General features: G+C 57.8%; 18 protein-coding genes. All 18 read right to left on the bottom strand.

The features are described from left to right. Positions 1-21 precede the first annotated feature (21 nt). The gene (locus BN4575_RS12225; protein ID WP_068978357.1) at positions 22-3,912 is read right to left on the bottom strand and encodes a YhdP family protein; all 3,891 of its coding nucleotides are present in this window, start codon (positions 3,910-3,912) and stop codon (positions 22-24) included. Continuing rightward, on the bottom strand, positions 3,913-5,382 hold the full coding sequence (rng, locus tag BN4575_RS12220; protein ID WP_068978356.1) for a ribonuclease G: 1,470 nt from the start codon (positions 5,380-5,382) through the stop codon (positions 3,913-3,915). 93 nt (positions 5,383-5,475) lie between these two features. Further along, positions 5,476-6,063, bottom strand: a complete 588-nt coding sequence (locus BN4575_RS12215; RefSeq protein WP_042019646.1) for a Maf family protein — start codon at positions 6,061-6,063, stop codon at positions 5,476-5,478. A gap of 2 nt (positions 6,064-6,065) precedes the next feature. Beyond that, positions 6,066-6,551, bottom strand: coding sequence for a rod shape-determining protein MreD (gene mreD, locus BN4575_RS12210; protein WP_068978355.1), 486 nt, complete (start codon positions 6,549-6,551; stop codon positions 6,066-6,068). Then, positions 6,551-7,441, bottom strand: a complete 891-nt coding sequence (mreC, locus tag BN4575_RS12205; RefSeq protein WP_042019650.1) for a rod shape-determining protein MreC — start codon at positions 7,439-7,441, stop codon at positions 6,551-6,553. The genes mreD and mreC overlap by 1 nt, the downstream gene beginning before the upstream one ends. A gap of 42 nt (positions 7,442-7,483) precedes the next feature. Beyond that, the gene (locus BN4575_RS12200) at positions 7,484-8,524 is read right to left on the bottom strand and encodes a rod shape-determining protein (RefSeq protein ID WP_042019651.1); all 1,041 of its coding nucleotides are present in this window, start codon (positions 8,522-8,524) and stop codon (positions 7,484-7,486) included. Positions 8,525-8,728: 204 nt separating this feature from the next. Further along, positions 8,729-12,442 (bottom strand): DUF6701 domain-containing protein, encoded by a 3,714-nt coding sequence (locus BN4575_RS12195; protein WP_141689782.1) that lies wholly within the window; start codon positions 12,440-12,442, stop codon positions 8,729-8,731. Then, complete coding sequence (locus BN4575_RS12185; RefSeq protein WP_083221036.1) at positions 12,439-12,864, bottom strand: MSHA biogenesis protein MshP; 426 nt, start codon at positions 12,862-12,864, stop codon at positions 12,439-12,441. The genes BN4575_RS12195 and BN4575_RS12185 overlap by 4 nt, the downstream gene beginning before the upstream one ends. Before the next feature lie 37 nt (positions 12,865-12,901). Continuing rightward, positions 12,902-13,816 (bottom strand): PilW family protein, encoded by a 915-nt coding sequence (locus tag BN4575_RS12180; RefSeq protein ID WP_141689781.1) that lies wholly within the window; start codon positions 13,814-13,816, stop codon positions 12,902-12,904. After that, positions 13,816-14,475, bottom strand: a complete 660-nt coding sequence (locus BN4575_RS12175; RefSeq protein ID WP_068978350.1) for a type IV pilus modification PilV family protein — start codon at positions 14,473-14,475, stop codon at positions 13,816-13,818. Before BN4575_RS12175 ends, BN4575_RS12180 begins: the two co-directional genes overlap by 1 nt. Beyond that, positions 14,462-14,950 (bottom strand): prepilin-type N-terminal cleavage/methylation domain-containing protein, encoded by a 489-nt coding sequence (locus BN4575_RS12170; protein WP_068978349.1) that lies wholly within the window; start codon positions 14,948-14,950, stop codon positions 14,462-14,464. Before BN4575_RS12170 ends, BN4575_RS12175 begins: the two co-directional genes overlap by 14 nt. Positions 14,951-15,004: 54 nt before the next feature. Next, a complete protein-coding gene (locus BN4575_RS22585) occupies positions 15,005-15,445 on the bottom strand; it encodes a prepilin-type N-terminal cleavage/methylation domain-containing protein (RefSeq protein WP_068978348.1) in 441 nt (146 codons plus the stop codon). 14 nt (positions 15,446-15,459) lie between these two features. Continuing rightward, a complete protein-coding gene (locus tag BN4575_RS12160; protein ID WP_042019662.1) occupies positions 15,460-16,131 on the bottom strand; it encodes a prepilin-type N-terminal cleavage/methylation domain-containing protein in 672 nt (223 codons plus the stop codon). Positions 16,132-16,208: 77 nt separating this feature from the next. Beyond that, positions 16,209-16,670, bottom strand: coding sequence for a hypothetical protein (locus tag BN4575_RS12155; RefSeq protein ID WP_068978347.1), 462 nt, complete (start codon positions 16,668-16,670; stop codon positions 16,209-16,211). Positions 16,671-16,887: 217 nt separating this feature from the next. Continuing rightward, positions 16,888-18,108: a type II secretion system F family protein gene (locus BN4575_RS12150; RefSeq protein ID WP_068978346.1), complete on the bottom strand. Its 1,221-nt coding sequence runs from the start codon at positions 18,106-18,108 to the stop codon at positions 16,888-16,890. A 74-nt stretch (positions 18,109-18,182) separates the two neighbouring features. Continuing rightward, complete coding sequence (gene mshE / locus BN4575_RS12145; protein ID WP_068978345.1) at positions 18,183-19,892, bottom strand: MSHA fimbrial ATPase MshE; 1,710 nt, start codon at positions 19,890-19,892, stop codon at positions 18,183-18,185. A 68-nt stretch (positions 19,893-19,960) separates the two neighbouring features. After that, positions 19,961-21,088 (bottom strand): tetratricopeptide repeat protein, encoded by a 1,128-nt coding sequence (locus BN4575_RS12140; RefSeq protein WP_068978344.1) that lies wholly within the window; start codon positions 21,086-21,088, stop codon positions 19,961-19,963. Then, on the bottom strand, positions 21,085-21,975 hold the full coding sequence (locus tag BN4575_RS12135; protein ID WP_042019673.1) for an ExeA family protein: 891 nt from the start codon (positions 21,973-21,975) through the stop codon (positions 21,085-21,087). Before BN4575_RS12135 ends, BN4575_RS12140 begins: the two co-directional genes overlap by 4 nt. Between the last annotated feature and the right edge of the window lie 48 nt (positions 21,976-22,023).

The following is a 22,023-nucleotide window of genomic DNA, read 5'->3' as shown; positions in this document are numbered from 1 at the left end:
GGTAATGGGCAGGCGCCAGCATCAGGGCTGGCGCGGGCTACCCGGTTGTGGATTCAGCAGGAAAGGGGTGGCCGCTGGCAGCGTGGGTGCCGCCGCATCGACCGCCTGTTTCTGCTGCTGGTTGAGCTTGATGCGAGCGCGATCCCGCCCCGCTTCGATCAGCTTGGGTGCGTCGAGCGGGCCCGAGATACGAAAGTCGATACGGGTCACCACATCCACCACTGGCTCCAGCAGTTTGGAGAGGGCCAGCACGTAGAGGCCGGTGACCGGGGTGATGGAGAAGGCGGCCACCACCGGCAGGGTGCCCCCCAGATTGGGGGAGAAGCTCAGCTCGTAGTCGAGCTGCCAGCGCACCAGATCGGCGATCCCCTCGCCGCGCAGATTACCTGCCGCTCCCTTCATGTAGAAGTCATCATTGCTGACCTGCCCCTGCTTGATAGTGGCAGAGGCGGACATGGATTCGAAGTAGAAGCCCTTGTCGAACACATCGCGAAAATCGAGGCGCAGCTTGCGCAGCAGGGAGTCGAGACTGAGCAGGGAGAGCAGCCGCGCCCCCTTGTCGTTGACCTCCCGCAGGGTGCCGCCCTCCAGCTGATAGTTGGCACTCCCCCCCAGGGTCGGCAGGCTCGGACGATAGGGCACATCCTGCCAGTTGAGATCAAAAGCGAGAGAGCCTGGCGCATCGCCGATGGGCGAGGTATAGCCGAGCCGCTTGAGCAGCAGCTCGCTGTTGTTGCTGGTCAGCTTGCCACGGGCGCGGGTCTGCATCCGGTTGCCATCGGCCAGCCAGTCGACGCTGCCGGTGAGTTGGCTGCCAGCCAGCCGCACATCCAGCCCCTTGAGGGTCACCTTGTTGGCGCCGGGCACCAGCTCCCCTTTCACTTCGCCGAGCGGCAGCTCGCCAAAGCGGCAATCGACACAACTGAATGTCAGCCAGGGAATGGAGGCCATGATGGCGTTATCCTGCTTGGCATCAGGATCCGGGCTGAGATCCGAACTCTTGCCGGACCAGTAGATGCGGGCAAACTTGGCATCTACCGGGCGATTGGCCACTGCGGGCAGGCGGATCACCCCCATCACATCGGGGCTGTCGATCATCACCTCGGTCGCCTGATTGGTCGGCCCCACGGTGAAGCGGGTCGCCTTGAGGGTGGCACTGCCGATATAGGCACGGGCCAGCTGACCATCCACCCACCACTCCTGCGGCAGGAAGGAGGGGCCAACCACCGCATTGCCGGTCTGGTTCTGCGCTGGCAACCACTGTTTGAGTCGCGCCAGCCAGCCGCCCACGTCGGCCTCCTGCTGGTTGATGGCAAGCAGCATGGGTACATCCCGTAGTACCCGGGCGCCAGGCTGCCCCACATCGACCCTTAACCGACTGAGGTAGGGCACCCCTTCGCCGTAGACCAGCCGGGTTTGCATATCCACATCGGCCCCCAGCACAGCGCGAATGTCGGCGTTGCCATCCCGGCCACGGGCGATCACCTTGAGCGGCAGACGGCTGCTGGCAACCTTGGCCAGCGGCAGCGGCAGATCCAGCCCCATCCCCTGCAGGTTGGAGTCCATCGCCAGCTGGAAGCTGAACGGCTTGCTGTCGGGCAGGGTCAGCCCCAGTTTGCCGCCCCAGTTGCTACGGCCGTTGAGGATACCGAATGAGGAGATGGCTGCTGGCTGGCGCCGACTATCCCACTGCCCCTTGAAATCGAGATCGACCTGATAGCGATCCGGGTGCTGACGCCCCTGATAGTCGAGGGTCAGCGGCTGATTCCACAGGCTCGCCTTGAGATTGCTGAAACGGGTCTGCTTGTTGTCATATTCGAGGCGGCCCTGCACCTTCTCCAGCGGCAGATCCAGGCTGGCGACCCGCACCTTGTTGTTGCTGAAGATGGCATCGCCGCTCGCCTTCACCTCGCTCTCGCCATCGAGAGGGATATCGAGCTTGACCGAACCGGCCATCGGGCCGCGGATCTCGATCTCCCGCAGCGCCTGTCCCACCGAACTGCCCAGCGGGGAATCCTGCAGGTAGTCACTGATGGCTTGGCCCTCACCCTGCACCTTGGCATCCACGTAGAGATGGCCACCGGGAGAGAGACTCGGGATCCAGGCGTGCACCGAGTCAGAGCTCGCCTTGCCGAGTTGGGCGGAGCGGCTGCGCATATCGAGACTGGCGTTCTGGAACAGCAGATCGATCTGCAGGTCAGTCAGCGATTGCCAACCGGGGAAGAACTGGTAGGTGGCCTGCTCAAGGGGCACCGCCACCTGGAAGATGCCCTCGCCTTTCTCATAAGGGAAATCCCTGAACTCCCCATACCAAAGCAGGTCAGCGCCCTTGGCCTTGCCACCCTTGAGCGCGCCACTCAGGTAGTCCACCAGCCCCTTGTCCATCACTTGTAACGGGTAGTAGCGATCCGCGTTGCCCGCGTTCTTCACATCGATGCGGCCGGTCAGCGCCAGAAAGGGGTGTTCGAACAGATCGAGCCGAAAGCGGCTTGCCAGAGTCAGGTCCGGGTTATCCAGCGCGATATCCTGGCCATAGAGCACCCAGCCTTGCTCCTCACGCCACCAGTCGAGGCGGGCCGAGAAGCGGTTGACCGGGATCGGCTCCTTGAAGTGGCGGGCCGGATCCAGCTTGTCGTTGAGCAGTGCCACACTGACGCGGCCCCCCTTGGGGGTCAGCCAGAACTCACCGTTGAGATCGCCAAAGCCGGGCACATCGTGCCAGGCGTTCAGACTCATATGGGCGATCTGGCCGCTGAGGGAGAGATCCTGCCAACCGGCATCCGCCTGCAGGGTCAAATCGGTCAGCTTGCCCTTGGGCTTGCTCTGCTTGAGCAGTTCACTCTGGGCAGGGTAAATCCCGGAGACCAGCTGGCTCAGCTGGGCGATCTGATCGAGATCGATCTGCGGCACATAGCCTTGCACTCGCTCGCCGACCCGCTCCAGCTGCAACCGGCTGTGCAGCCAGGGCTTGTCATCCAGTTTGAAGATCACATTGTGGCTGGCCAACTGCCAGTTCTGGCCATCACGGCGCAACTGGATCTTGCCGCCATCCAGCCCGAGGCGGTGGAGCCCCTGATCCTTGAGATCCTTCCAAATCAGGTAGTTGTTGCCAAATTCCAGCAGGGTATTGCCCAGCTTGCCGTGGTCAAACTCGCTCCAGAGCTGAAAGTCGATCTGGCCCGCCAATTTCGGCTCACCGGCATGAATTTTGGCAAGAATGGGGCTGATATCGAGCTGGCGGGCGCCCAGATAGAGCTGCCCCTTGAGACGGTCGAGGCGAGCGCTGGGAGCTTCGACGTCCAGGATCAGATCGATGGTACTTTCGCCCACCCCGTTGATAAGGTAAGCCTTGCCGACCCCCTGATGGCGTTTGCCGCGGTTCTGCCAGCGCAGTTGGGCAATATCGAGGGCCCGCAAATCACCAACGGAGGTGGTGACACTAAGACGGGTGTTATGTACATCAAAGGTGGTGAGCTGGGTCAGCAGAAAGCGCAGCAAGGCACCTTGCTGCGCGTCGCCCTCGGGCTCGCGGCTATTGGCTGGCTGGCTGAAATCGAGGGTAATATCCCCATCACTGAGGATCAGTTCGCCAAACACCGGCTTGAGCTGATTAAGGGTGCGCCAGAAGTCGAGATGCACCCAGGCTTTGCCGAGCTGTACGGTAAAACGCCCCGAATCCGGGGCGATGGCAAGTTGCTGCAGTTCGAGGGCAGGGCCGGACTGTGTCCAGTCCAGTCCCACCTGACCTACGCTGACCTTGAGTTGTGAATCCCCCAGCAGAGTGTGGATCAGACTCTCCCGGTATTGGTTCAGCAAAGGACCACCGACCCGCACCAAAGTGACCATCATGGCCAACAGTACGAACAGGATCCCCAGGGCAAACCAGCCCCGACTCAGCCAGCGATAGACCAATTACATCATCACCACGTCAAACTGCTCCTGACCGCAGAGGGGCTCGCTCACCACCCTCACCTGCTTGCCGATGAACACCTCCAGCTCAGCCAGACTGTGAGACTCTTCGCCACGCAGATAATCGGCCACGGCTGGCGCCGCATAGACGGTGAACTGATCCGCATCATACGCACGGTTGACCCGGATCAGCTCGCGCAGGATCTCGAAGCAGACCGACTCCACCGTCTTGACCCGACCACGCCCCTTGCACTCCGGGCACTCCGAGCAGAGCACATGCTCCAGACTCTCGCGGGTGCGCTTGCGGGTCATCTCTACCAGACCGAGCTGGGAGAAGCCGTTGACGTTAGTCTTGGCGCGATCTTTGGACAGCGCCTGCTCCAGACTGTGCAGCACCCGACGGCGGTGATCTTCCGACTGCATGTCGATGAAGTCGATGATGATGATGCCGCCGAGGTTGCGCAGGCGCAGGTGACGGGCAATGGCCGCCGTTGCCTCGACGTTGGTGTTGAAGATGGTCTCTTCCAGATTGCGATGGCCGACAAAGGCGCCGGTGTTGATATCCACCGTGGTCATGGCTTCGGTCTGGTCGATGATGATGTAACCGCCAGATTTCAACTCCACCTTGCGCTCCAGCGCCCGCTGGATCTCGTTCTCCACGTCGTAGAGATCGAAGATCGGCGACTCGCCAGAGTAATACTCCAGCTTGTTGGCCAGCTCCGGCACGTACTCCTCGGTGAAGCGCTTGAGCTGATCGAAGCTCTGGCGTGAATCGACCCGGATCTTGTCAAGCTCGGCACCGACAAAGTCGCGCACCACCCGAAACGCCAAGCTGGGATCCTCGTAGAGGATCTTGCAAGGGGGATACTTCTGCTTGCGCTCGAGGATCTTGCGCCACAGTCGCTTGAGGAAGGCAGCATCCTGCTCCAGCTCCTGCTCACCCACCCCTTCGGCGGCGGTACGGATGATGTAGCCACCCAGATCATCTACATAGCTAGCCACGGTACGCTTGAGTCGCTCACGCTCCCCTTCGGATTCGATACGCTGGGAGACGCCGACGTGGGCACTGCCCGGCATAAAGACCAGATAGCGGGATGGCAGGGTGATATCGGTAGTGAGACGGGCCCCCTTGGTACCGAGCGGATCTTTCACCACCTGCACCATGATGTCCTGACCCTGGCGCACCAGCTCGGCGATGTTGCCGACCTGGAACTGCTCTTTCTCTTTGACTGCCACACATTCGGTGTGAGGCACGATATCGGAGGCATGGAGAAAAGCGGCCTTGTCCATGCCGATATCGACGAATGCCGCCTGCATACCGGGCAGCACCCGACTGATCTTGCCTTTGTAGATATTGCCCACAATGCCGCGCTTGGCCTGACGCTCGACATGCACTTCCTGCAGCAGGCCGTTTTCGACCAGCGCAACCCGGGTTTCAGAGGGAGTAACGTTAACCAGCAGTTCTACTGACATAAGTAACCTTGCCTGTTCCAGTTTTGAATTCTATAGAGCCAATCCGGTACAACGCGCGCAAGGGAAACGCAGCAGAGCACAGCTGACGGGAAATTATTTGAGCTGTTCCAGATGATGCTTGATCAACAGGTCCGTCTCCAGCAGGGGCAGGCCGACCACGGCGCTATAGCTCCCCTCGATACGGCTGACAAACTTGCCGGCAATACCCTGAATGCCATAAGCCCCGGCCTTGTCACAGGGCTCTCCGGTCTGCCAGTAGGCCTCGATCTCGGCCTCGTCCAGTTTGCGAAACGCCACATTGGTGCTGACCAGACGAACGTCACAACGATCCTTGCTGGCCAGCGCTACCGCCGTCATCACCTGATGGACCTTGCCGGAGAGTGCCTCCAGCATATCTTTGGCATCCAGCAGATCGGAGGGCTTTTCCAGCACCCGATCCCCCAGCACCACAATAGTGTCGGCACCGAGCACAGGTAACGCCGTCGGTGCGGCGGCGACACCGGCGGTGGCCTTGTCACGGGCGAGGCGGCAGACATAATCCTGCGCCTTTTCACCCTCTTCCCGCTGCTCGGGCACATCCAGTTTCAATACCTCAAAGCGGTAGCCAAGCTGGGTCAGCAGCTCACGGCGGCGGGGAGAAGCCGAGGCGAGATAGAGTTGTGGTTCGTTGTTTTTGTTCATTTTTACCTAATGTTGAAGCGGCGCCGCAGATTGCGCAGCACCAGAAACACCCAGGGCCATATTAACATCGTCGTCAACGTCGACCAGAAATAGGCAAGATTCAGGCTGGCCTGGCTGAACAGGTGCTCGGCCCAGAATATCGTCATCTTGCCCACCAGCGACAGACAACCGATGATCAGCGCCTGCTGCCAGAGGGAGAAGTTGCGGATCTTCTGGAACTGAAAGGCTGCCAGATAGGTGGTGATGGCCATCGCCATCGCCCGCACACCGAGGGTACTGCCAAGCAGCACATCCAGCAGCAGGCCAGCGACCCAGGCGGTGCCGACGTTGGTGCGATGGGGCAAAGCCAGCGCCCAGTAGATCAGCACCATGGCCAACCAGTCCGGACGGAAGGGATCAAATTCGAAAGGAAGCGGCAGGATCGACAGGCTCAAGGCCAGCAGGATCGAAATCCAGATCCAGATCCTGCCACTGGCGGGTTGTAGCATCAGCGCGTCGCTCCTGCGGCGGACGCAGCCGGCGCGGCAGCTTCACCAACCTCATCATGCACTTCAGGGTTCTTGTCGGTCCACAGCAGCAGCAAGTAACGCAAGCGATCCAGCTCCACCAGCGGCTTGGCTTCGACCTGGGCGAAGGGCTTGCCCTCCACATACTCGGAGCGAGTCACGGTCGCCACCGGATACCCTTCCGGGAAACGGCCGCCAAGACCCGAGGTGACCAGCAGATCACCCACCTGAATATCGGTGTTGCGCGGCAGGTTGCGCAGCTCCAGCGTGTCGAGCTCGCCACTGCCGGAGGCGATGGCACGCAAGTCGTTACGCAGCACCCGCACCGGAATGCCGTGGCTGGAGTCGGTGATCAGCAGCACGCGACTGGTGGTGGAGCCCACATGGAGCACCTGACCAATCACCCCCTGATCAGTGATCACCGCCTGACCGTTATAGACGCCATTCAGCGCGCCTTTGTTGATCAGCACCTGATGACTAAAAGGGTCGGAATCCACCGACAGCAGCTCGGCCACCATCTTGCGGGACTCTTTATGCACCGGCGAACCGAGCAGCTCGCGCAGCCGCTGATTCTCGTGCTCCAGATGATCCATCTTGAGCAAACGGGAACGCAGGGTGAACAGCTGTTGTTCCTGCAGCTTGGTCTGTTCGATGAGATCGGCACGGGTCTGCACCTGGGTCGACATGGTGTCGAGCAGGGTACCGGGCGCATTGGCCATGTATTGCAGGGGACTGACTAACGAACTGAGGTAGACGCGGACGTGGGTAAACACACCGAAGCGGGAATCCGCGACGATGGCAGCGATGGAGATGATGACGGCGAGAAACAACCGTAACTGAAGCGAAGGGCCTCTACCAAAAATGGGTTTCATGGGTCGTCAAAAAAGAGCCGGCACGCTGGCCGGCTTTGGGTCTTATTCGTAGTGGAACAGGTCGCCACCGTGCATATCAATCAGCTCCAGCGCCTTGCCGCCACCTCGGGCCACACAGGTGAGGGGATCTTCAGCAACGACAACAGGAATGCCGGTCTCTTCCATCAGCAGACGGTCGATGTCTTTCAGCAGTGCGCCACCACCGGTCAACACCATGCCGCGCTCGGAGATGTCGGACGCCAGTTCCGGCGGGGACTGCTCCAGCGCCACCATGACAGCAGCGACGATACCGGACAGCGGCTCTTGCAGCGCTTCCAGGATCTCGTTGGAGTTGAGGGTAAAGCTGCGCGGTACACCTTCCGCCAGGTTACGGCCACGCACTTCAATCTCGCGCACCTCTTCACCCGGATAGGCGGAACCGATCTCGTGCTTGATGCGCTCGGCAGTGGCTTCACCGATCAGGCTGCCGTAGTTGCGACGGACGTAGCTGATGATAGCTTCATCAAACTTGTCGCCACCGATACGGACGGACTGGGAGTAAACCACACCGTTCAGGGAGATGATGGCCACTTCAGTGGTACCACCACCGATATCAACCACCATGGAACCGGTCGCTTCGGAGACCGGCAGGCCGGCACCGATAGCTGCAGCCATAGGCTCATCGATCAGGTAGACCTCGCGGGCACCGGCGCCCAGAGCGGACTCCTTGATGGCGCGACGCTCGACCTGAGTGGAACCACACGGCACACACACCAGCACACGGGGGCTGGGGCGGAAATAGTTATTGTCGTGAACCTGCTTGATGAAGTGCTGCAGCATCTTCTCGGTCACGTAGAAATCAGCGATCACGCCATCTTTCATCGGGCGGATGGCAGAGATGTTGCCTGGGGTACGGCCCAGCATCTGCTTGGCGGCATGACCGACAGCAGCGACCGATTTGGCGTTCCCGCGCTCTGTGCGAATGGCGACAACTGAGGGTTCGTTAAGGACGATCCCTTGATCTTTTACATAGATCAGGGTGTTGGCAGTTCCCAAATCGATCGACAGATCGTTGGAAAAAACGCCTCTGAGCTTTTTAAACATGGCTACGGGAAATCCTAAGAATTTGGAGGTGCAGAAAACCGGCTAACTTTACCAATGCCCACCCCAATGGGCAAGCGCTCAAACTGTCGCCAGTCAATCAGTCGCGACAAAAGTGCGAGTCATCACTCACTGCCGCGGGCTTACAAACGCTAATAAACAAGGAGATAGGGGGTAAGATCCTGAAGATCCATCCCCCCACCTTCGTTACTGCATCACTTCACGTCGATAAATAATTCTGTCATTACCACGGCTGGAACCGAAAATGGCCTCCCCTTGCAAGCTAATGGGGTCAGATAACCACGTCGGCGAAGATGGCTGCTTTGCCAAATCGATCTTGTAGGGAATCCGTACTGCAACATTCGGCGCACCAAAGTGAAAAACGATCTCACCTTGCTTTGCCCTGGCAGAACTGGCCGGTACCGTTTGACCACTTAACGTCAAAGTACTGCTATATGGTTTGATTAATAACGGGGGTACCTTGCCTGTAACCTCATAAGAAGATGTCACACTATTAAAGCCAATCTTGCGATCAGGATCTTTAGGCTCTACCGCAGGCAGGGGATCAAAACCACTATTCGCCAGCGATAGCTGGCTACAGTTGTCCTCATCATTGATCACCCAACCACCTTGTTCGAAACGCTGAATCAATAGCTTCAAAGGCAAGTTGGCACTATCAACACCACGATCTTTGCCCGCCAGCAAGCGGCCGTACAACAGCTTTTGCGTTCCCAGCCGCACCGCATCACAACCCGCTCCGGAACAGGCTCCTGTTACAGCCGCATTCATATTCGGCGTCGCTAAGCGCGTGTTACTGCCATCCTTATCATCGACTTTGATACCAAAACTCAACGAAGTGAAAGGTGCCTCTGGACTAGCAGCACGATCAAAGCGGGTATTCAGCCCCAAAGGTGACTGCTGATTAACGCTCGCAATACCACTTGCCCAGCTGAGCGAGGGAGATAGTGTAATACGCTTGTCACGCGCAACCCCATCCAGAGCATTGGCCGCAACCATCTCAGCAACCCCTTTAGCGAACGCCCCCTGATAGTTCTGTGTCGTTCCTTGCTGCAGATTGCGCGCAGTGATGACAAAACCGCTGGCAAAAGTCTGACTCATGTAGGTGAAAGCATTGCAGGCTGGCGTAATAAAACCACCACTCAAACTGTAATCCCAAGGCACGAAACGGCCGATGGGGGCGCTCCAGCGCAATGGCACCTTCAACTGGGGCGTCTCGTCCTGATAACCTGGATAGGGCACAAAATCAGTAATACCCACCTTGAGCACCCCCACTTCATCCCACTTTGCTATCGTGCTACTCACGCCTTTAGAGATAGATAACAAGGCCGGTGACACAGTGCCATTCACGCCTGTTTGTGGGGCCAACCTCGCCCATTGCACGGCCAAATTTGTCGCGCCAAAACCGGGGGTAAGGTCCCCCAGTTGATTAAGCGCCTGGGCCTGCAGCGTGAACTCTGCACCAGCCTTGCTATACACGCCACAGTTGGCCATATAGCTTGTATCATTTGTACCGCTACAAGCAGGTTGATCCTTACTTCGCAATAAAATAGAGCTGGGCAACACTGCAAACGTATCGCTGCCGGTAAGCCTGAGCGTGCCTGTAGCATCGCTTTTCTGGAAAGTCGCATCCAGCCGCAACACCCCCGCATCCGGGTATTCCACGGTCAGTTGGCCAACACCATCACTATTAAACTCCACTTTAACGTCTCCTGATGGCGCGATAGCTGTGCTATTGACCGTCGGCACGGCACTAGTGGCCTCAGAGACGACCTTGGTCGATGCAAATTGGAGGGTCTGATTACCGGTCAGTAATGGCACACATACCTTGGTCGCCCCCGCATCGTTTGATTTGATAGCGCGAATCGAGGTGACACCCGAGGCACCGGCATAGAAGGTGGGCACATTGAAACGCAATGCGGCATCGACAAATGAAATTGTGCAATTGGCGTCAAGCACGCCATCTTTAAAACAACGCAGCGGAGCAGAGGGCGTTGCTGTAACAATAGAAAGCGGGATAGCGCCAGCCTGATAACGTTGCAAATTCAACGCGGCACTACCTGAAGAACCCATCACGACCGGATTACTACTCCACCCCTGCGTGGGTGACAGCGTCACGTTAGCGCCGAGATCAAACAAGGTTGAACATTCGTCATTGGCACACGCCTTGAGCTGCACATTAGCCACTTCACAGGTCAGCGTCTGGGCACCATAGTGCAGTTCATAATGATCAACTTGCTTCTCGCTGCCACCACATGAGTATCCAGAAGAGTCGATAACTGAATGTTTGCCAACCGCTATACTAGGTGAGCTTACACGGCCATGGATATAGGAAGAGGACCCCATAATAAAAGCATCCTTGCCCCCCCCCTCCTGCTGATAAACCAAGCCACTGATGGTGGCTTTGTCGCCCATACTCAACGAGTCGTATGTAACAAGTAGTAGTTTCCCGATATCCCCCCGCTGATTTACTCCTTTACTATTAATAAAACTACCACCCACCATCTTTAAGTTTTTCACAAATAATCTGACAGGTCCTGACAGCTCAATTAATGTATCATCATTCATGGCCAAGGTTTCAATCCAGTAGTCCCCTGCTGCCAAACGTACCGTATAAGGCTTACCGCCACGACCACTACCCAAATCAAGTTTCTTTATAGTGATCCCAGCCTGTTTTATATCTATTGACGCGTAGTAGTTTGTCGTTATTGTGCCGAACCGCATACCATCTGATGTCGTCAGTTGCTTATCTTGACCATACTGAACGGCTATATCTGGGCCAGATGGCAATGGGAAACGAGAAACAGGCAACGACAAGCTATTCGTGTTTGCGGTAGGCAGGCACACACCCCCATCACACGCTTTACGATAACTACCCTTTATCTGGCCATCATTTTTATAGCCCAGCCTACCCTGCGTTGTACCCAGCACAATACCAAATAATTCATCAGGGTTACCACCACCAAAATTGATATTATGATCTGCTGCTCGCCCTTGTGCTGGATAAGGGAATGCTTGCTTGCAAATCGCAGAAAAGTCATTTTGCTGAGGACTCGGTTCATACCGTAAGATGATGTCATCCCAAGAAATATCATCGAGATCTCCTCTCCCTAATGTCTCTAACCATAACTCATAGGTACCCGCAGCTAACTCGTACTCAATTGGCCAGTTGACCTCACCATTTCCAGAAAAATAGAAGACCAGCGGTGTATCGACAGACCCTTGCGTCCTTATAAACATCCGACTGCCATTCGGCACACCCCAGTCCCTTAAATTAAATAAACTGAGATTTTTTAATTTTGATTTTTGATTGAGTGTAAATAAGTGCTTAACGTACGTTCCACTTGGAGAAGGTGGATACCAACGACTTCCATCCGAGTTATCACCAAGATGAGTTCGCTCGATAAAATGAAAAGCATCACTTATTCCTGCAGACACGAGCCTTATACCATTAAACTGAAAATCATCCCAGTCAGAACAATTTAATTGATAACGCCCCTGATATATACCATTTCTGAAGCCCCCCCCCCAAACCGCCATTTTATATTCGCCAGCTGGAAGCGATATTGGACTGGATATGAGGTCTGGTGTTAAATTGGTTGCCTTCTTGTCAAACAACACATCAGCGTTTTCATTCCATATAACAACATTAACCCCAGCATCTAATCCTGCAGCTCCATCCAGTTGCACCTCACTAATAGTTAATGCTTCTGATAGTGAAAAATTAATGGGTGCAACAGGGATAAATACCCCCCCGCTCTGCCGCACCATTACAGTAGGGAGTAACGCATCACCATTATTATTACCAATGTAAAATTTACCTGGCAAAAAAACATCAGCCCATAACAGCGAGCTAAATAAGAGGCCAATTAGAATACAGAAATTGATCATGTAACGAATCATGGGTTAGCTCCATCATAAGCTTCTGCCATCAAGGTTCTGCTTACAGCAAAATCGGGGTTGGCACTGTTGAGGTCAGAGCTACCACAGGTTCCGACACTCTCGAGACGATAGCCATTGGCTTGGCCACCATTGTAGGTCACGGGTATCTGAGAACACTGAACGACCACCTGACACTGCGCCAAACCGGCAACTCCAGCAAACGAGGGCGGTGAGCGCACCCAGTCACAGCGATCCAGAGGGGCAGTCTGAGTCGGTCGGTTGGGAAAAAGCTGGTACAACGCTACTTCAAGCCCGCTTTGGGCAGCCAGCAGGGCACGCACGCTGCGTACCTCCACGGTATTTTTCTCGCCGCTATCGACCAAAAAACGGCCCATGGCAGCAGCCAGTAGCGCCATCACCACAATCACAAACAGGGCGATCATCAGGGCACTGCCGCGCATCCGGCCGAAAAAGTGCGGATCAAGGGACATTCAGCACCTCTATCTTGTGGTTGAAGGTGACCGACTCGCCCTTGCGCTCAAAGACAAAGCGCATGCCAAATCCCCCTGCTGCATTAAAAGTCGAGGCAGAGGTTTCCCGATAGAAGACATTGCCAAGCCGCAGTGATTCTGCCATCAAGGTACCTAATGGCATGCTGCCGCCTACAGTAGTGATCGCAGCACTGGCGCGATATAAGGCACCGTTTTGCACGCAATAACGCACCTGCTCGCGAGCAAAATAGACCCGCATACCGGGCGACTGCCCATCCAGCTGCGCACCGCTATACCCTATTGTTTGGGCGCCAGAAATCACCGCCCCCACCGTCTCAACCTGCGCCACGCAGCGGCCATAATCACAGCGGTCCCGTATCGACTGCGTACCACTGGAAACGGGTTGGGGAAACACCACCAGCCAATCGTCCGTCTTCTTGACCGCTACCGGCGGCGCTACCATCACCAGCTCAAGTGTGGACGAGGAGCCAGACGGGCGATTGAGGGCAAGATAGCGCCCGGAGTTGCTGATCGGCCAGAACCGCAGACAGGGGCCTTGGTCCAGCCAGTTGCCACCCTGATCTTCAATTCGCTCCGAGCCCGGCACCGCATCACGAAGTTCACGGTTAAGCCGCTCCATGGCGAAGCGGGCGTCGCTCATCAGCTGCTCACGGCTGCTGGCATCACCATAAATCTGGGTGCCGATACCGATAAACTGGCTGGTAAAGGTCGCCATGATGCCGAGCAGCAGGATCACCATCACCAGCTCAACTAAGGTAAAACCGCTGTTACCCCGAGGTTTGCCGCAAGTTCGATTAGCCGGTAGGCGTAATCGGACGTCGGAAGTAGCTGCAGGAGCAGACATTCGGGCAGGCAGGCAACCCCCGACAGCGGAGCGATCCATCAGTAGTTCCCCCGGTAAAAGGAGAAGTCGAGCACGCTCCCATCCGGCAGCTTTACCTGCAACAGGATCCGCTTGCCGATAGACTCCGCCTTAAGGCCCGAGCTTCCAAACAGGTTATCTGGCGTGACGGAGATCCTCACCTGATAGTTGCGATACTCATCGCTTGCGACCTTGGAATCGGCTTGAGTAAAGAATGCCGCATCAATCCAGTCACCGTTCAAACAGCTAACCTCCGCCCAGCCCTTGGCACAAATAGCGCTGGTCTGATAATCATCCACATCGTTAAAGGTGTAGGGCTCCCGCTCACCAGCATCCGGGCCATACTGGGTGGGCTGCCAACCTGCAATCGCCGGAGCAGGAGGATTCTGGGTACAGGTCACACCCACAGGGCAACTGCAGTCCCCGTAAAACTGGCCATTGAAGGTCTCGCCACAGCGATAACGGCCACCGTTATGATCGGAGTTTTCATCAAACGACTTTTGCAAGATCTCGCCAGCCAGCCGCTGGGCCAGCTGAGCAGCACGCACCTGCTGCACCGGATCCACCGCCTGCGGCGCCTGATTGATCAACAACCCCAAAATTCCGGTCAAGGCTACCGCCAGCAGCACTATGCCGACGATCAACTCAATCAGGGTAAAACCGCGCTTAAGGGATCTCATGGATAAACCCCTCGGATTCAATCTTGATGCGGCTAGTCTCACGGCCATCGGTTACTTGCAGGGTACAACCCGTCGCACAGGGGCCCAGCGGCCGCCCCATCTGATCAAAGCGGATAACAAAAGGAGTATTGCCATTGTTCAAGGAGAGGGTGATCCCGGCAGAAAGAGTCACTGGACGACCACGGGTGAGCTGATTGGGATTCCAACTCGATATGGCCGCAGGATTGTCACAGGGGGACTCTGTGCTGTGGCCAAATTGGCCCGCTTCAACAAGCAGTGAGGTACAACGATTGGCCGGTTCGTGCATATTGACGGTCTGTACCAACCGCAGCCGGGTCAGCAGCTCGTCACGCACGGTTTGAGTTTCAAAGCCGCCTTTGCCCAGCCATTTGGGCACGGCAAAGGCGGCCAGAATCCCGATTAACAGGATCACCAGTACCAGTTCAATCAGGGTAAAGCCCTTGGTTGCAGGCATGGGTTTTCTCATCAGGGGAAAGAGAAAGCGAGGCCGAAGCCTCGCTTGTCACAATCAAGGCTTCGCACAACCAACTATCTTGGTGCTAAAAATTTTGGTTGTTGCATCCGCTTCGGTATACACAACGGAGCAGTTGTTACCCGCACCATTGTCTGGAACAAAGGTGCCAGGAGCGCCTGAAGCACTCCACCCTTCCAAAGTAACAGCTGCAGAGATTGTTTTGGCAGTTGGGTAGCCGTAGAGAACTTTCACACCAGTAAGCCCGGTCAGATCTGTACCTTCAGCTTTAGAAGCCGCTTCAATACCTTCCAACGCGGCCTTGCTGTATACCAGATTGGCAGAACTCTGCATTGCAGCCTGTACACCTTGAGCTGCAGAGTAACGCGCATCATCCTGCAGATTCAGGAACTTGGGTGCAGCGGTAACTGCCAGAATACCCAGAATGATAATCACGATAACCAGTTCGATCAGGGTAAAACCCGCCTGTTTTTTCATTTCACTTTCCTCTGTTAATTAATATTAGTGGTCACCTGACCGGAGGCCGGACGGTAACTGAAACTCATAAATGCATCAGTTTTGCCTTGCGGATCCTGATACTTGCCATCACTGCCCTTACTCAGACTATTGACCAGATAGTAGCGGCAGACCGAACTCAGGCCATTACTGCTCACTGTGGCATAGTATTTCAGGTCATTCCCGCTACCGCGCACTTCATTGAAGCTGGCCGTAGCCTTGGGCGGGTTTTGCAGTAACCCCTCCCAAATATTGAGACAACGATCTGCGGTCAGATTGGTCGGGTCCACATCCGGTGTGCCGCTGGCGGCGCTATCCATCGGATAACCGGGGGACAGTTCGCCATTGCTGATCTGGCTGTCGGTCGGCGTGGTCAGATAGAAACGGCTGCCATCATAGAGCACGGTATTGAGGCTGTCCTGCTTGGCTCGCCCCTCAGCTTCCCACTGGGCCCGCACCAGCGAGACACCGGTAGCAAAACCGCCGGAAACCCCTTCCACACTGGCCTTTTTCGCTTCATCTGTCACATCGAGAAAACGGGGCAACGCGGTTACCGCCAGGATCCCCAGGATCACGATAACGATCACCAGCTCAATCAGGGAGAAGCCTGATGCGTCTCTCATCATCCCGTTCTGTGGCATTGATGGTGCCATTGGTTTCATTGACATGCTCCCTTGGTAAGGGCCGGCATTATTCCATGCTGGCCTAAAAAAATCATGTACTTGGACCATATGATTAGCTTCATTCAAGGCTTTTTTATCACTCGCCCGTCAGCAAATTGATAAAAAAGCCAATAGTTGTCCCAACCTATCTCGCAACCGCTGCCATCAGAGCTGGCCAGAAACTGCAGCGGAGGCATGCCGCTGTCCGTCTCCCCCACCAGTGCCAACCACAACTGGCGGCAATTTTCCGAAGGGGATTGCAGTGGCACTAGCCCCAAGGGCCAACCGCGGGCGTCAAACTGCCACCCCTTTCCCACCACATGCAGCACTGGTGGACGCCGCTCATCAAGCCAACGTCCGTGCAAACGCTGTGCCCGTTCGGCAAACTGCTCTCCCAGCAGGGTGAGGGTGAGCTGCTGCGCCTCCTCCCGGTTGCTCTGATAGCTGCGCACCAGGGTTGCGACAATCACCAGCAGCAGGATCACAGCGGCAACCTGCCGATATCCCGCCAGCCAGCGATCATCTTGCTGCGTCTGTCTGCTCATTTCGTCCTTTGCTTCCCGCACCCACGCTTTGGGTGTCACTTTCCTCTGAGGGCGCGCATCATGCCCCACCACCGGGACATGAAGATATCGAGTTACTTGCCTATTACGGCCCTCATCATGTCCCACCACTCAGGTGTGAAGATGCCGAGTTACTTGCCTCTTACGGCTCTCATCATGTTCCACCACTGGGACGTGAAGATATCCAGCTCCAGCAAGATTACTTGCCGCGAACCGCGCGCATCATGTCCCACATTGGCGTAAAGATGCCGAGCGCCAGGATCAACACCATCACTGCTACGATCCCGATCAGGATCGGCTCGATGCGGGCGGTAAGGCTCTTGAGGTCATAATCCACCTCCCGCTCGTAATACTCGGCCGCCTCGTGCAACAGGTCATCGACCTGACCTGTCTCTTCCCCTACCGAAATCATCTGCATCACCAGCGGGGTAAACAAGCCGCTGCTACCGGCGGTGCGCAGCAGGCTCTCGCCCCGTTCGATACCGGCGCGCATATCCCGCACCCGGCCCGCCATAAAGGCGTTATCTACCGCATCGGCCACCAGGGTCAAGGCGGTATTCAGCGGGACACCGGCTTTAAGCATCATGGAAAAACTGCGGGCAAACCGGGCCAGCAGGGAGCGCTCTATGATGGTGCCGACAATCGGCAATTTGAGTTGCCATCTGTGCCAGGTCAGCTTGCCCTTGGTGGTGGCAACCCAGCGACGCCAGCCAAACACCATGCCCGCCAGCATGGCGAGCAGCAGCCACCAGTAGTTGACGAAAAAGTGGGAGGTGGCGAGCAGGATGCGGGTCGCCAGCGGTAACTCCACCCCGAATTTGGCGAACATACCGGCAAACACCGGGATCACCATGATATTGAGGATCACCATGGCGATGCCGATGGCGATCATCACGAAACTGGGGTAACGCATGGCAGTTTTGATCCGCTTGCGGGTCTCCAGCTCCAGCTCGAAATAGGTGGCAAGCTGCAAGAAGGCCTCTTCCAGCTGACCGGTGTTCTCACCCACATGGATGATGGCGACAAACAGGCTATTAAATACCTTGGGATGAGCCTGCATCGAGCTCGACAGTGGCCGACCGTTACCCAAATCCTCCCCCAGTGAATGGAGTGCCCGCTTGAGCGGCTTGCTGTGGGAGCTCTCCTCCAATCCGGCGATGGCACGCAGGATCGGGATCCCGGCTCGGGTCAGGGCATACATCTGGCGGCTGAAGATCACCAGCTCGTCCAGCTTGACGCCCCCTTCCAGCAGCAGTGACCAGTCGATGGCGGCGGATTTGGCCTTGCCCGGTTTAAGCTCGGTCGGCATCACCCCACGGCGCATCAACTGTTCGGCAGCGGCCATCTCGTTGGCCGCCTCAACGACGCCACTGGTGGCATTGCCCTGACTGTCACGACCCTTGTAGGCAAAGGAACTCATAAGATGTACCTGCCCCACAGCGCGCTAGCGTCATGGCAGCCATAGCAGGTGTTGGCAATGAAGTGAGTCATGGCTTACCCCAGATCCTCGGCCAGTCGCAGCACCTCGTCCACCGAGGTGATCCCCTGGCGGGCATAATCGAGCGCCGTCAGCGCCAGCGGGCGGAAGTGTTCGTGCTGACGCGCCGCCTTGGCAAATCCTTCTGCATCGTTACGGCGCAAGGCATCCATCATCGGTTGATCCAGCTCCAGCAGTTCGTACACCCCGATCCGGCCAGAATAGCCGGTAAAGTTGCAGCTCTGGCAGCCACGGCCCTTGTGATAGGTGTGCTGGCCCGGCGCTTCGCCAGAGAGCACGGTGAGCCAGGTGGCCTGCCCTTCGTCCGGCGCACTCTCCTCGACGCAGTGCTCACATACCCGCCGCACCAGCCGTTGCGCGACCACAGCACGTAGCGCACTCGCTACCAGATAACCCGGCGCGCCCATGTCGATCAGGCGCAGGGCACTGGTGATGGCATCGTTGGTGTGCAAGGTGGTCAGCACCAAATGGCCGGTGATGGCGCCACGCAGGCCGATCTCCACGGTTTCGTTGTCCCGCATCTCCCCCACCAGCAGGATGTCCGGATCCTGACGCAGGGTGGAGCGCAGCACCTGGGAGAAGGTGAGACCAATCTTGGGGTTGACCTGCACCTGATTGACGCGGGAGAGGCGATACTCCACCGGATCTTCCACCGTGATGATCTTGTTGCTGGCCTGGTTGAGCTCGGAGAGCGCGCCATAGAGGGTGGTGGTCTTGCCGCTACCGGTCGGGCCGGTCACCAGGATCATACCGTGAGGACGATGGAGTTGGCGGCGGAAACGGGTCAGGATATCCGGCGGCATGCCACTGTCAGTCAGTGACAGGATGCCAGAGGATTGATCCAGCAGACGCATTACCACCGACTCGCCATACTGCACCGGCATGGTGGACATCCGCACATCCACATCACGGCCACGCACCTTCATGTTGAAGCGGCCATCTTGCGGCAAGCGCTTCTCGGAGATATCGAGCCCGGCCACCAGCTTGAGGCGCAGCACCAGCGCCTGGGCGATGCGCACCTCGTTGAGGATGTTCTCATGGAGGATGCCGTCGATCCGCTGACGAATGCGCAGCACCTTTTCGTCCGGTTCGATGTGGATATCCGAGGCCCCCACCTGCACCGCATCCTCGAACAGGGAGCGCAGCAGCTTGGCCACCGTCGCCTCCCCCTCGTCATTGGCCCCCAGATTACTGGAACCCAGCTCGAAGCCGGAGTCCTGATACTCCTCCTGCAGCTGTTCGGCGAAGCTCTCGATCTCGCGGGTACGGCGATAAAGGCGGTCGAAATACTCCAGCAGTTGCCCTTCCCGCGCCACCGCCAGCACCATGATGCGTGGGCTGAGCAGGGCGGCAATGGCATCCAGTGCGCTCAGATCCGCAGGATCCGACATCGCCACCGTGACCCTGTCATCGGTCAGATTGACCGCCAGCGCCCGATAACGGCGCGCCTGCACTTCAGGCAGCAGCGGCACTGCGGCGGCGTCAATGGTGAGGTTGTTGAGATCGAAGAAGGGCACATTCAGCTGGCGAGCCAGGAACTGCAGCAACTGCACTTCGCTGATAAAACCGAGGTCAATCAGGGTCGAGCCCAGCTTGCGACCGGTCTGACGCTGCTGCTGCAGGGCAAGCTGCAGCTGATCATCAGAGATGATCTGCTCTTGTACCAGCAGGTCGCCGAGGCGCATTTTCAGTCTGGGTTGTGCCATTACTACTCCGATAAATGTGATTCAAAACCCGCCACCAAGCCCGCTTCGCTAATCGAACCTGCGATTTATCACGGGGCTAGTTGGCCAATACGTTGTTCCAGCCAGCTGGTTGACGCCTCGCCGAGGTTGCCGTGCAGTAGCGCATTGCGATAAGCATCAAGCGCCCGCTGACTGTGGCCCTGACCATCTTCGGCCACGCCGAGGCCAAGCCACCAGCGGCCCTGATCCGGCTGCTGATGCAGCAGCTTCACGTAGAGCGCCGCCGCATCGGCATTCTGGCCCAGCTCCTGAGTCAGCCCGGCCCAGGTGGCGTAATAGTCCATGTTGCTGGCCAGATCCGGCTGATAACCGGATAACCAGCCAAGGGCCTGTTGCTGTTGTCCCTCGCTGATGGCAAGACGGGCCAGCAGCAGGCGAAAATCAGGCTGTTGCGGGTTGAGGCGGATCCCCTCCTCCAGCAGCTGACGGGCCTCGGTCAGGCGGCCCTCGCCATAGAGCAACCCGGCCAGCTGCTCGCGCGCCCCTTGGCTATAAGGGTCGTGGGCCAGCACCTGATAGTAGTTGTCCTGGGCATCGCGCAGGCTGCCCTTGGCCATGGCGGTGGTCGCCTTGCGCTCCGCCAGTGCCGCCAGCTCTTTGGCCGACAGCTCTACCGTCTCGATCTTCAATACGCTCGGTTTGCGCGGCGCGCTAGCAACTGCCTGCTGCTCTGCCGCCAGTTCGGCGTAAAGCTCGGGTTGCAGCTCTTCATCGGTCGGCTCCGACTCGTCAAAATCACTGGAGGCATCGAAGGGCGCCCCATCAGCCAACTCGCTCTCGTCATCCCCTGCATCTTGATACACAGCATCTTGATCTTCGTCGGCCACGTCGTCAGCGGTAGCCTGGTGACGGGGCAATGGCAGGGCTGCGGCCACCTCGACCGGCTCGGGCTGACTAACCGATGCGGCGACCCTTGTAACCACATCGGGGGTCACCGCATCGGGAGCGATCACTTCGCTGGCCGCCGTCACGGTATGGGTCTGCTGCCAGTAGATCCAGGTTCGCCAACCGAGGATCCCCAGCGCCAACCCGCAGATCAGGGTCAGCAATAACATCCACCATCCCTGCTGGCGTGCAGGGGCAATATAGACGGCAGCACCATCGGACCCTTGCTGGCGCTGATCCAGATCTTTGAGCATCTGGTTGATTACACTCATGGCCAGACTCCATAAGCCAGGGCACACCCCAGCAACAGTAACAGCGGCCACCAGCGCCACGGCGCAAGGCGGCTGGCATCTTCGGTATCACGAATGGCGAGCCGCACCAGACGACTGTCGATCTGGCGCGCGCCCTGACCATAGGCCAGCATCAGACACTTTTGCGCCAGCACATTGATCAGTCTCGGGATACCGCGCGATGCCCGCCACAACCTGCGCATGGCGCTGCTGGCAAACAGCGGCGCACCGCGATAACCGGATACCTGCAATCTGTGCTCCAGATAGGCGCGGGTCTCGTCAAAACGCAGCGGACGCAGGCAGTAAGAGAAGCCAATCCGCTGGCGCAGTTGGCGCAGGTGCGGCTTGGCCAGCCTGGCATCCAGCTCCGGTTGGCCGAACAGCACGATCTGCAGCAGCTTGCTCGACTCGGTCTCGAGATTGCCAAACAGGCGGATCGCCTCCAGGGTCTCGTCCGGCAGCGCCTGCGCCTCGTCAATAAGCACCACCACCCGACTGCCCTGCTGATGCAGGCTGATCAGGTGGCGATGGATCCGATCGGTGAGATCCAGTTCGCTCTGATCCCGCACCGCCAACCCCAACTCCAGCGCCAGCGCGATACGCAGCTCGGCCGGGGTGAGGTGGGGATTGGGCAACCAGGCAAGCCGTACCGGGCACGCTTCCGAGCCCAGTTCGCTTAGCAACTTGCGGCAGAGCAGGGTCTTGCCGGTGCCCACCTCGCCGGTCACCTTGATAAACCCCTCCCCCTGCGCCAGCGCCCAGTTGAGCACCTGCAGCGCCTCTTCGTGGGGCGGCAGGCCGTAGTAGAAGCCGGTATTGGGGGTAAGGCTGAACGGCGCCTCCTGCAGGCCGAAGTGGCTCAGGTACATGAGGCGTCACCGACCATGGCGAGCAAGCAGCCGGTGCTGGCAAGGCAG

This window comes from Aeromonas sp. EERV15, assembly GCF_900079845.1.
GTDB lineage: Bacteria > Pseudomonadota > Gammaproteobacteria > Enterobacterales > Aeromonadaceae > Aeromonas > Aeromonas sobria.
The sequence above is the reverse complement of the archived record's forward strand: the minus strand, read 5'-3'. Positions and strand labels throughout refer to the sequence as shown.

Bases quoted from the DNA above. Each gene is read 5' to 3' on its own strand.
- rng (WP_068978356.1), bottom strand. From the start codon at position 5,382: ATGTCAGTAGAACTGCTGGTTAACGTTACTCCCTCTGAAACCCGGGTT.
- BN4575_RS12140 (WP_068978344.1), bottom strand. From the start codon at position 21,088: ATGAGTGTAATCAACCAGATGCTCAAAGATCTGGATCAGCGCCAGCAA.
- mshE (WP_068978345.1), bottom strand. From the start codon at position 19,892: ATGGCACAACCCAGACTGAAAATGCGCCTCGGCGACCTGCTGGTACAA.
- BN4575_RS12215 (WP_042019646.1), bottom strand. From the start codon at position 6,063: ATGAACAAAAACAACGAACCACAACTCTATCTCGCCTCGGCTTCTCCC.
- BN4575_RS12170 (WP_068978349.1), bottom strand. From the start codon at position 14,950: ATGCCTGCAACCAAGGGCTTTACCCTGATTGAACTGGTACTGGTGATC.
- BN4575_RS12195 (WP_141689782.1), bottom strand. From the start codon at position 12,442: ATGATTCGTTACATGATCAATTTCTGTATTCTAATTGGCCTCTTATTT.
- BN4575_RS12135 (WP_042019673.1), bottom strand. From the start codon at position 21,975: ATGTACCTGAGCCACTTCGGCCTGCAGGAGGCGCCGTTCAGCCTTACC.
- mreD (WP_068978355.1), bottom strand. From the start codon at position 6,551: ATGCTACAACCCGCCAGTGGCAGGATCTGGATCTGGATTTCGATCCTG.
- BN4575_RS12200 (WP_042019651.1), bottom strand. From the start codon at position 8,524: ATGTTTAAAAAGCTCAGAGGCGTTTTTTCCAACGATCTGTCGATCGAT.
- BN4575_RS12175 (WP_068978350.1), bottom strand. From the start codon at position 14,475: ATGAGATCCCTTAAGCGCGGTTTTACCCTGATTGAGTTGATCGTCGGC.
- BN4575_RS12150 (WP_068978346.1), bottom strand. From the start codon at position 18,108: ATGAGTTCCTTTGCCTACAAGGGTCGTGACAGTCAGGGCAATGCCACC.
- BN4575_RS12185 (WP_083221036.1), bottom strand. From the start codon at position 12,864: ATGATCGCCCTGTTTGTGATTGTGGTGATGGCGCTACTGGCTGCTGCC.
- BN4575_RS12160 (WP_042019662.1), bottom strand. From the start codon at position 16,131: ATGTCAATGAAACCAATGGCACCATCAATGCCACAGAACGGGATGATG.
- BN4575_RS22585 (WP_068978348.1), bottom strand. From the start codon at position 15,445: ATGAAAAAACAGGCGGGTTTTACCCTGATCGAACTGGTTATCGTGATT.
- BN4575_RS12180 (WP_141689781.1), bottom strand. From the start codon at position 13,816: ATGGATCGCTCCGCTGTCGGGGGTTGCCTGCCTGCCCGAATGTCTGCT.
- mreC (WP_042019650.1), bottom strand. From the start codon at position 7,441: ATGAAACCCATTTTTGGTAGAGGCCCTTCGCTTCAGTTACGGTTGTTT.
- BN4575_RS12155 (WP_068978347.1), bottom strand. From the start codon at position 16,670: ATGAGCAGACAGACGCAGCAAGATGATCGCTGGCTGGCGGGATATCGG.